The sequence below is a fragment of the Hydrogenivirga sp. genome, from assembly GCF_056450045.1.
Genome location: NZ_JBWONM010000086.1, coordinates 17089 through 27932, shown reverse-complemented (window position 1 = coordinate 27932; position 10844 = coordinate 17089). Strand labels below are relative to the sequence as shown.

At 50.8% G+C, this 10844-nt stretch carries 9 protein-coding genes and 1 tRNA gene; all 10 read left to right on the top strand.

Going from position 1 to position 10844, the window contains the following annotated elements; all coding sequences use genetic code 11:
- Positions 1-677: ribonucleotide-diphosphate reductase subunit beta (locus tag AC1HCM_RS03715; protein ID WP_479460434.1), on the top strand; the 677-nt coding region annotated here is incomplete at its 5' end.
- 12 nt (positions 678-689) lie between these two features.
- The gene (locus AC1HCM_RS03710) at positions 690-1991 is read left to right on the top strand and encodes an amidohydrolase (RefSeq protein WP_479460433.1); all 1302 of its coding nucleotides are present in this window, start codon (positions 690-692) and stop codon (positions 1989-1991) included.
- 14 nt (positions 1992-2005) lie between these two features.
- Complete coding sequence (locus AC1HCM_RS03705; protein WP_479460432.1) at positions 2006-2473, top strand: hypothetical protein; 468 nt, start codon at positions 2006-2008, stop codon at positions 2471-2473.
- 12 nt (positions 2474-2485) lie between these two features.
- Positions 2486-3559, top strand: a complete 1074-nt coding sequence (gene mnmA, locus AC1HCM_RS03700) for a tRNA 2-thiouridine(34) synthase MnmA (RefSeq protein WP_479460431.1) — start codon at positions 2486-2488, stop codon at positions 3557-3559.
- Positions 3549-6416 carry a bifunctional diguanylate cyclase/phosphodiesterase gene (locus tag AC1HCM_RS03695; RefSeq protein WP_479460430.1) on the top strand — a complete coding sequence of 956 codons (2868 nt, stop codon included), beginning with the start codon at positions 3549-3551 and terminating at the stop codon, positions 6414-6416. The genes mnmA and AC1HCM_RS03695 overlap by 11 nt, the downstream gene beginning before the upstream one ends.
- 11 nt (positions 6417-6427) lie before the next feature.
- Positions 6428-6511: transfer RNA gene (locus AC1HCM_RS03690), tRNA-Leu, on the top strand.
- A 19-nt stretch (positions 6512-6530) separates the two neighbouring features.
- The gene (tig, locus tag AC1HCM_RS03685) at positions 6531-7865 is read left to right on the top strand and encodes a trigger factor (RefSeq protein WP_479460429.1); all 1335 of its coding nucleotides are present in this window, start codon (positions 6531-6533) and stop codon (positions 7863-7865) included.
- The gene (gene clpP / locus AC1HCM_RS03680; protein ID WP_479460428.1) at positions 7852-8460 is read left to right on the top strand and encodes an ATP-dependent Clp endopeptidase proteolytic subunit ClpP; all 609 of its coding nucleotides are present in this window, start codon (positions 7852-7854) and stop codon (positions 8458-8460) included. Before tig ends, clpP begins: the two co-directional genes overlap by 14 nt.
- A 27-nt stretch (positions 8461-8487) precedes the next feature.
- Positions 8488-9720 (top strand): ATP-dependent Clp protease ATP-binding subunit ClpX, encoded by a 1233-nt coding sequence (gene clpX, locus AC1HCM_RS03675; RefSeq protein WP_479460427.1) that lies wholly within the window; start codon positions 8488-8490, stop codon positions 9718-9720.
- Position 9721: 1 nt separating this feature from the next.
- The gene (gene amrB / locus AC1HCM_RS03670) at positions 9722-10840 is read left to right on the top strand and encodes an AmmeMemoRadiSam system protein B (RefSeq protein WP_479460426.1); all 1119 of its coding nucleotides are present in this window, start codon (positions 9722-9724) and stop codon (positions 10838-10840) included.
- Positions 10841-10844: the final 4 nt, after the last annotated feature.

The following is a 10844-nucleotide window of genomic DNA, read 5'->3' as shown; positions in this document are numbered from 1 at the left end:
AGGAGTCTGTCCACGCATACTCTTACCAGTTCATACTTGAGTCTGTGGTTGACCCGATAAAGGCTGACGAGATATACAACTACTGGAGGGAGGACGAAAGGCTCAGGGAGAGGAACCAGGTTGTGGCGGAGGTTTACAACAGCTTCATAAAGAATCCCTCTCAGGAGAACTTCATAAAGGCGGTCATCGGAAACTACATCCTTGAGGCTCTCTACTTCTACTCAGGCTTTGCCTTCTTCTACACCCTCGGAAGGCAGGGGAAGATGACCAACACGGTCCAGCAGATAAAGTACATAAACAGGGACGAGCTCACCCACGTGACGCTCTTTAGAAACATGATACTCAGCCTTCAGAAGGAACAGCCGGAGCTCTTCAGTCCCCAGATAAAGAAGTGGATAAGGGAATACTTCAAGTATGCGGTTGACCAGGAGATAAAGTGGGGACAGTACGTTACCAACAACCAGATACTCGGTCTTACCAACGAGCTTATAGACAGGTACATAAAGTACCTCGGGAACCTGAGGATTACACAGATAGGCTTTGAGCCCCTTTACCCCGAGATAACGGAGAACCCAATGAAGTGGATTGATAACTTCAGGAAGATAAACGATACAAAGACTGACTTCTTCCAGAGGAAACCCCAGACTTACGCCAAGGCTAACGAGCTCAAGTGGTAAAATCTTTCCCCTATGGAAAGGTACGACCTGCTGATAAAGGACGTAACCCTGCCAGGAAGGGGAAGGGTTGATATAGCGGTAAGCGACGGGAAGATAAGCAAATTAGAGAGAAACATAGAGGCTGAGGCGGATTACACCGTAGAGGGGAGAGGGAAACTCGCCTTCCCCTCCTTTGCCAACATGCACACCCACGTTCCCATGTCCCTTCTCAGGGGAATAGGTGCGGACCTTCCCCTTATGGACTGGCTCCAGAAGGTGATATGGCCCCTTGAGAGGGAGTTCGTCTCCCCAGAGTTCGTCAGGGCTGGAGCTCGGCTCGGTGTGCTTGAGATGATAAGGTCAGGGACAACCCTTTTCATGGACATGTACTTCTTTGAGGAGGAGGTTGGTCATGTAGCAAAGGAAGCGGGTATAAGGGCTGGTCTTGGCTTCGGGATACTTGACTTTCCAACAAAGGTCGCCAAGACCCCCGATGAGTATATAGAGAGGGCGAGGAGCTTCGCCCAGTCCTTCAAGGGAGAGGAGCTCGTCTTTCCAGTTCTCTGTCCCCACGCCCCCTACACCTGCTCACCCGATACCCTCAGGAAGGTGAAGGAGCTCGCCCAGGAGCTTGATCTCTACATCCACATCCACGTTGCGGAGACAAAGAGTGAGGTTGAAAGGATAAGGGAGGAGTACGGCAAAACACCCGTTAGTCATCTTGAGAGCATAGGCTTTCTCTCGGACAGGGTCCTATGTGCCCACATGGTATGGCTTGAAGAGGAGGAGATAGAGATAGTTAAGGAGAGGGGGGTCAAGATAGCCCACTGTCCAGAGAGCAATCTCAAGCTCGCCTCGGGAGTAGCTCCAATTCCCGATTACCTCAGGGCGGGACTACACATAACCCTTGGAACCGACGGACCAGCTTCCAACGATAACCTTGACATGCTTGAGGAAATGGCAACGATGGCGAAGCTCCACAAGGGTGTGAGCATGGATGCGAAGGCAATAGATGCAGGCACAGCCTTAAGGATAGCTACTGAGTGGGGCTTCTCAGCTGTAGGAATAGAGGCTGGGAGGATAGAGGAAAGCTACGAGGCTGATATAATTCTCATAGACCCTCAGAGCCCCCACCTTCAACCCCTTTACGACCCTGTTGCACAGGTGGTTTATTCAGCCCAGTCCTCAGACATAGACACCGTAGTTTGCAGGGGGAAGGTCCTCATGGAGAAGAGGGAGCTAAAAACCATTGACGAGGAGGAGGTGCTCTACGAGGCGAAGAGGTGGGGTGAGAGGATAAGGTCTTACCTTGACAGGCTTCAGAGTAGCGGGTAAATTGATGGACTGGGATGAAAAAGGACCTTACAGACCTTCTCAGAAGAGAGGAGAAGGTTCCGGGATTTGAGAGCCTTGAGGAGGCTAAGGAGTACCTTGCGAGGTATCTCCTCAATTACATAAATATTGAGCTTGGGGGTCTTCCGAGGGAGGAGTGGGAGAACACCCTGAGAACCTGGGCTAAGATGTGTGCCTTCGCCAAGGGTCTCATCCCTATGTCCGAGGAGGAAAGGAACAAGCTCTACGAGAAGTTCGGCTTTGATATGATGATGCAGGGTATAGCGGAGGACCTGAGGCAGACCCTCATAGGTATGATGGGGCTCGGGATTCTGAAGGAAGATGAGCCCCCCTATTATCTGCTCCTCAGGGCTGCAGAGCTTCTCCTGGGGGAGGGTGAACTTCTTGAGAAGTGGGAGGTCAATCCCCAGACGGTCAGCTTTATTTATGAGTTCTTCACTTCCAAGTCTAACCTTCAGAGATAAATTCAATAAGTTATGAGGATAGCCGTAGGAATGAGCGGTGGTGTTGATAGCAGTGTCACCGCTCTGCTCATGAAGGAAAAGGGACACGATGTAATAGGAGTTACTCTACGTTTTCATACAGTCCCATGCACAAACTCTGAAGACTTGAACGTTTGCTGTTCTCCAAAGGATGTTCAGGATGCAGCCAAGGTGTCCCAGAGGCTTGGCATACCCCATCTCACCTTTGACTGGGAAAAGATGTTTGAGGATAAGGTGATAGAGTACTTCACAAGCGAATATATGAGGGGAAGGACACCTAACCCCTGTGCCCTCTGCAACAGGGAGGTTAAAACGGGATACTTCGCCAGATACCTCAGGGCTGTTGCGGATATAGACAGGCTTGCAACCGGACACTACGCCAGACTCGTAGAGGTCCCGGGTGTGGGCAGGGTGATAAAGAGGGGTGTTGATAGGAAGAGGGACCAGTCCTACTTCCTTGCCCTCGTTAGGAAGGAAGACCTCAGCTTCCTTGAGTTCCCCCTCGGAGACATGACAAAGGAGGAGGTGAGGGAGATAGCCCGCAGGCACGGACTTGAGGTGGCTGACAAGAGGGACTCTCAGGAGGTGTGCTTTCTTATGGGTAGGTCTCCGGGGGAGTTCCTTGAAGAAAGGTTCGGGAGAAGAGAGGGGCTCATAAGGCACGTATCGGGTAAGGTTCTTGGGAAGCACGGGGGAATATACAACTTCACCATAGGTCAGAGAAGGGGGCTCGGTATATCTTACAGCAGACCTCTTTACGTAGTTGAGCTTGACCCTGAGACCAACACCGTCTTCGTAGGTGAGGAAGAATATCTCTACAGAGATACCATATACGTGAGCGATATAAACCTTCACGTGCCTATGGATAGCTGGAAGGACGTTCAGGTCCAGATAAGGTACAGGCATACACCCGTGGGTGTTGAAAGTGTAGAGAAAGTGTCCGATCTATTCAGGGTAAGGTTGAGGGAAGAGGTGAGGGGAGTGACGCCCGGACAGGTTGCCGCCTTCTACGAGGGTGATACGCTCCTTGGAGGGGGAATAATAGAGGAAGCACCGGATGGAGCTTAGGGGGAAGCTTCTCTCCTTTCTCACGATATCTACCATAGCCCTCGGGGTGAACCTAATAAGTATGCCCCTTTTCCTTGACAGCCTCCACCTTCATTTTGGAGCCCTCTTCGTCTTCTTCACCCTTGAGCTCCTCGGATTCAGGTATGCCTTCCTCCTTGCCCTTATACTCTTTGCAGAGAGGTTATCCCTTCACGGTGAGCTCTTTCCCTCCCTGTTCGGTGTCGTTGAGCTTACCGGAGTATACCTCCTTCGGAGGTTCTTCAGGTTCAACCTCATAGTCTCTGGCTGGATATTCTGGGTCTTCTTCGGCTGGATAGCCTACGCCTACCTGCTTAGGGTGACGGCGAACCTCGGGCTTGAGCTCTCTATCCTTCTGACACTGAAGGAGTCAGCCAACGGGCTGATAAACATAACCCTCGCAACAATAATGTACCTGCTCTACCAGTACTACATAAAGAAAGAGAAGCTCATATCCTACGGGGAGATGCTCTTTGTGTCCGTAGCCTTCACAGCAATAGCCCCCCTTTTCCTCTACTCAATCTATCAGTCAAAGCTGGACGAGAGGAGGTTCCTGAGGACCATAAAGAGCGACATGGAGATAATAAGCGAGAACATCAGAGAGAGCGTTGTTTACTGGCTTGACATCCATCTGAACGCTGTCAGGGAGCTCGCCAACAGGCTCGTCATATGGGGAAAGGAGAACAGGGAGTTGCTCCAGAAGGAGACGGAAGCGATAAGGCGCTCCTTCCACGAGTTCCACGCCTGCTACATAGCCGATGAAGAAGCTACAGCCCTTACCTTCTATCCTGAGGTAAACCCGAAGGGTAAGTACATGATAGGAACTAACTTCAACTACAGACCTTACTACAAGGAGGTTAAGAGAACTCAAAGGTACACCTTCACAAAGGTCTTCGTAGCGAAGTTTGCTCTCAAGCCGGTCGTCGGGATAGCGGTTCCCGCTGTCAAGGAGGGAAGGTTTCTCGGTTATGCCTACTGCGGGTTGAGGCTTGACAGGCTCATACGGGTTGCGAAGGACTTCTCCCTGAAGGAGGGAGTTTACGTAACGTTCCTTGACAGGGAGGGAAGGGTTATAGCTTCAAGCATGCCCGGCGTAAAGCCTATGGAGAGGTTTGTCAGGGGAGAGGTTGAACCGGTTGAGGGTCTCTTCTTGGAGGTAAAGAGGAAAGATAAGAGCTATTTCAAGATAGAGAAGTATCTGAACTCCTTCTTTTACAAGGAGAGCAGGCTGAGGGATGACATAGGATGGCTCGCAGTCTTGGAGGTATCACCCGCTCCCTACCTCAGCTCTCTGTTCTCAGAGCTGTCTATCAACTTCTCCGCCATATACCTCTTTACCCTTATCTCCTTCCTGATAGCGAGGTTCGTCACCCTGATGTCCGCCGAGCCAGTTAGGAGACTCTCAGAGATAATGGACACACTCACGAGGACGATTGAGAAGCACCCAAAGATAAACCTACCGAACACGAACATTGAGGAGATAAAGAAGCTCTCCGATTCCTTTGAGGAGATGGCTATAAAGGCTCTTGACTACATGGACAGTCTCAAGAAGATGGCTTACTACGACCCCTTAACTGAGCTTCCCAACAGAGCTCTTTTGAACGAGAAGATAAAAGAGGCTATGGCGTTCGCTGACAGAATGGGGACCAAGGTCGCCATCCTGTTCATAGACCTTGACTACTTCAAGACCGTGAACGATACCCTCGGACACGAGATAGGTGACAGGATACTAGTTCAGGTGGCAAACAGGCTCAGGTCAGCCTTCAGGGAGACCGATACCGTAGCGAGGTTCGGAGGGGATGAGTTCGTTGCGGTTGTTCCGAACGTGAGGGAGGTTCACGAGATAGTTGAGCTCGCAGAGAGGGTTCTAAGGCTCTTTGACACACCCTTTCAGGCTAACGAGGAGGACATATACCTCTCAGCCTCGGTCGGTGTAGCCCTGTATCCGGATAACGGCAAGAGCCCTTCTGAGCTCATAAAGAGTGCGGACATGGCTATGTACAGAGCTAAGGAGGAGGGAAAGAGGGGCTTTGCCTTCTTCACAGAGGATATGGACAGAGAAGCCCAGAACATACTCATAATGAAAAACAGGCTCCACAAAGCCCTTGAGAGGGAAGAGTTCCTGCTTTACTATCAGCCAATATACAGCCTTGAGAACTCTGAGCTCGTTGGCTTGGAAGCCCTCCTCAGGTGGGAAGACCCAGAAGATGGGATAATCCCGCCCGCCAAGTTCATGCCTGTCCTTGAGGAGCTGGGGATGATAAGGGAGGTAGGAAAGTGGGTTATGGAGCAAGCCTTTAACAAGTCAAGGGAGTGGGGGCAGAGATATGGGGTATATATAAGCGTGAACGTTTCACCGAGGCAGTTCTCCGACAGGAAGTTTGTGAGCAACGTCTTTGAGCTCGCAGACAAGACCAAAGCCCAACCCCACCATCTGATACTTGAGATAACGGAGGCTTCGCTGATGAGGGACCCAGAGGAGTCCGTTGATACACTGAAACGCCTTAAGGCTAAAGGCTTTAGGGTGGCAGTTGATGACTTCTGGACGGGCTACTCCTCCCTCTCTTACCTCAGAAAGCTCCCCCTTGACATCATAAAGGTTGATATGACCTTTGTCCAGAACATGGTGGAGAGCAGGGTTGACAGGGCTATAGTTGAGTCCATAGTCAGGCTATCAAAGTTCCTCGGGCTCAAGACCGTAGCGGAAGGGGTTGAGACAAAAGAACAGGCAATGATACTAAAGGAAATAGGGTGCGATTATGCCCAGGGCTACCTCTTTGGAAGACCCATGCCCGAGGAAGAGGCACAGGAGCTGCTTCTGAAGGAAAAGGCATTATAATATTCCCTTTAGCGGGTGTGGCGGAACTGGCAGACGCGCGGGACTTAGGATCCCGTGCCCGTAAGGGCGTGAGGGTTCGACTCCCTCCACCCGCATGAGTTTAGGAGGTACTTGATGAAGGTCAAAACCGAAGAGAGAGAAGGTCTCTTCAAAGCCCTGACCGTAGAGGTTGAGGGCGGAATGGTTGAGCAGGCGCTGAGGGAGATATACGACAGCCTGAAGCAGAATGTAGAGATACAGGGATTCAGGAAGGGAACAGCCCCTCTGTGGCTCATAAAGGCTAAGTACAAGGACTACATAGAGGAGGAGGTTGGGAAGAAGGTAGCAAACAAAACCCTTGAGGAGGCTATAAAGGAAAGCTCTCTGACTCCCGTTGCCGATATATACCTTGAGAAGGTTGAGCTTGAGGAAAAGATACCGAAGGTGACCTACACCGTTAGCTTTGAGACCCCACCTGAGTTTGAGCTGAAAGAGGTTGAGGGGATAGAGGTTGAGGTCCCCAAGCTTACCTTCAACGAGGAGCTCGTGGAGAAGAAGATAGAGCAGCTTAGGGAGGAGCATGCGGTATGGGAGCCCGTTGAGGACAGACCTATAAAGGAAGGAGACCTCGTGACCATTGAGTACGAAGTTCAGGATACAAAGGAAGGAGAGGAAGGAGAAAAGGTGAGCGGAGAGACCTCCGGTATTATTGGGCAGAAGATGTTCAGGGAGGAGCTTGAGAAAGCCCTGATAGGGAAGAAGGTTGATGAAGAGGTTGAGCTGAAGGACCTCCCTCTCTACGACCAAGAGGGAAAGGAGATAGGGAAGGCGAACATAAAGGTTAAGATAAAGGAGGTCAAGGAGCAGGTTCTTCCAGAGCTAAATGACGACTTTGCCAAGGAGCTCGGATACGAAAGCTGGGAAGAGGCTAAGAAGAAGATAGAGGATCAGGTCAGGGAGGAGTTTGAGAGGACGAGAGAGGCGATAATAGAGGATGCGGTAGCTGACAAGCTCGTTCAGATGCACGAGATTGAGGTTCCCAAGACCCTTCTGAACCGGGAGGTCTCCTACCTTGTTGAGAGGAGGGTAAACGAGCTGAAGCAGTTCGGCATAGACACGAGGTACCTTGATTACAGGTCTATGGCTCAGGAGTTCCTACCCCAGGCGCTGGCAAACATAAAGCTCAGGTACATACTTGACAAGTACGCCGAAGAAAAGGGAATTGAGGTTACCGATGAGGATATTGAGGAGCAGTTTGAGGAGCTCGCAAGGACGTCGGGAACTACTAAGGAGGAGATAAGGGAGTACTTTGAGAAGGAGAACCTCATGGAGGTGGTGAGGTCCGACGCCAGAAGGAGAAAGGCTCTGAAGGAGATAGTCTCCAAAGTCACCATAAAGGAGGTTGAGCCAAAGAAGGAAGAGGAAGAAAAGACGGAAGAAGAAAAGGAGGTAAGTAATGAAGGAAGTTGAGAAGATAGTTAGTCAGCTCGTTCCCATAGTCATAGAGCAGACGCCGAGAGGCGAGAGAGCTTACGACATATACTCAAGGCTCCTCCAGGACAGGATAGTCTTGCTCGGATTTCCAATAGACGACCACGTGGCTAACCTCGTGGTAGCCCAGCTTCTGTTCTTAGAGTCGCAGGACCCAGAGAAGGACATATACCTTTACATAAACTCACCCGGAGGGTCCGTCACCTCGGGTATGGCTATATACGACACCATGCAGTACATAAAGCCAGATGTTGTGACCATATGCATAGGTCAGGCTGCCTCAATGGGAGCTGTTCTCCTCGCAGCGGGTGCAAAGGGGAAGAGGTACGCCCTCCCCCACTCAAGGATAATGATCCACCAGCCCCTCGGAGGAGTTCAGGGGCAGGCAACGGACATAATAATCCACGCGGAAGAGATAAAGAGGATAAAGAGGATGCTCAACGAGATACTGTCAAAACACACGGGAAAGCCGATAGAACAGATTGAGAAGGACGTTGAGAGGGACTACTTCATGTCCGCAGAGGAGGCTATGGAGTACGGAGTTATAGACAAGGTTATTGAAAAGAGAGAGTGAAGTCATTAATTTTTGGAGATGAGAAACATGAAGCAGAGCAAGCAGAGATGCTCCTTTTGTGGAAAGCCCCAAGACGAGGCTATAGTCCTGATAGCTGGTCCTTCAAACACCTACATATGTGATGAGTGTGTTGAGAAGTGCCACCAGATAGTCAGGGAACAGCTCACCGAGAGCTACGAGCTGAACCTTGAAGACCTCCCAACACCGGAGAGGATAAAGAAGGTCCTTGACGAGTACGTAATAGGGCAGGAGAGGGCAAAGAAGATACTGTCCGTGGCTGTTTACAATCACTACAAGAGGATAAAGGCTAAGGAGTCGGGAATTGACCTTGACGGGGTTGAGGTTGAGAAGAGCAACATACTCCTGATAGGACCCACAGGTTCTGGGAAGACTCTTCTGGCAAAGACCCTCGCAAAGATACTCAACGTCCCCTTTGCCATAGCGGATGCAACCTCCCTAACAGAGGCAGGCTACGTTGGAGAGGATGTGGAGAACGTTCTTACGAGGCTCCTCCAGAGCTGTGGCTATGACACAGACGCAGCCCAGAAGGGAATAGTTTACATAGATGAGATAGACAAGATAGCCAAGAAATCGGGCATAAACCCCTCAATAACGAGGGATGTGTCCGGTGAGGGTGTTCAGCAGGCACTCCTGAAGATAATAGAGGGAACGCTCGCAAACGTTCCCCCTCAGGGAGGAAGGAAGCACCCCCACCAGGAGTTCATCCAGATTGACACCACAGACATCCTCTTCATATGTGGCGGTGCCTTTGTAGGTCTTGAGGAGATAATAAAGCACAGGCTTGGCAAGTCCACAATGGGCTTTGAGTCCTCAATAAAGAGGCTGAAAGAGGAAGAGAACGTAATAGCCTTCGTTGAGCCCGACGACCTGATAAAGTTCGGTCTAATCCCCGAGTTCGTCGGAAGGCTCCCCGTAATAGCCACCCTTGATGAGCTCACCGAGGAGGACCTCGTCAGGATACTCGTTGAGCCAAAGAACGCCCTCGTGAAGCAGTACAAGAAGCTCTTTGAGCTTGACGGAGTTGAGCTTGAGTTTACCCAGGAAGCCCTAAGGGAGATAGCTAAAGAAGCTATAAGGAGAAGGACCGGAGCGAGGGGGCTGAGGGCTATCCTTGAAGATGTCATGGCGGACATAATGTTTGAGGTCCCATCAATGGCAGGTGTTAAGAAGGTTATAGTTGACGCCGACACCGTAACAAAGAAGAACAAGCCCAAGGTCATATACGAAAAAGCGGTATAGGATGAGGAAGCCCTCTGTAAGGTTCCTTGATGTTCAGCCTTACGGAGACAGGTTCCTCATTACAGACCCCTTTGGGCTCTCCGAAGCCCTCTTAGCCTCACGGGAGCTTATAATCCTCATGTCGTTGATGGACGGCACAAAAGACGATAGGGAGATCAGGGCTGAGTTTCTAAAGAGAACGGGGATTATCCTAAAGGAGGAGGAGTACGAGGAGGTTCTAAAGCTCCTTGATGAGAACTATCTCCTCCTAAACGACAGGTTCCTTACGAAGCTTGAGTCCCTCAGAAGGGAGGCTCTCAGCAGGGAGGTTAAGGAGCCTTTCCACGCAGGCGATGCATACCCTGAGAACCCAAAAGAGCTTGAGGAATTCATAGACAGCTCCCTGAAGGGAGGGGAAAAGGAGAATGCCCTCGGGATACTTGTGCCCCACATGGACATGAGGGTTGCAGTAGATACCTACGGTGCGGTTTACGGAAGGCTTGATGTGAACCCGGAGACTGTAGTTATACTAGGTGTCTCCCACTACCTCCACGAGACTCCCTTCTCAGCCTGCCCCCTTGACCTGAAGACTCCCCTTGGAGTTCTCAGGAACGATAGAGAGGTGATTGAGAGGCTCCGCTCAATGTTCAGCTACGACATATTCCAGGACATACTATCCTACACAAAGGAGCACTCAATAGAGTTCCAGAGCGTATTCGTAAAGAGGCTCTTCCCAGAGGCTAAGGTGGTTCCCCTGATAGTATCCTACGGTGAGGAGGAGCTCCTGAAGGAAATAGCCCAAAAGATAGCCAAGGCTATAGAAGACAGGGACGTGCTGATAATCTCAAGCGTGGACATGAGCCACGTTGGTAAGAAGTTCGGGGACCCTGCAAGCTACGACCCCTCCCCGAGGGACAGGGAGTACATTGGTCTTCTGAAGGAAATGAAGAACGAAGAAGCCTTCAGGCTTCTCAAGTCCGACAACAACAGGACGAGGATTGACGGCCAGTTCACAAACTTCGTCTTCCTTGAAACCCTAAAACTTCTTGGAGCCTCCAGGGGAAGGGATATTGATTACAGGATCTACAACGAGGAGCCTACAGACTCCAAGGTATCCTACGCAGGGATGACCTTCTCCTGATTAT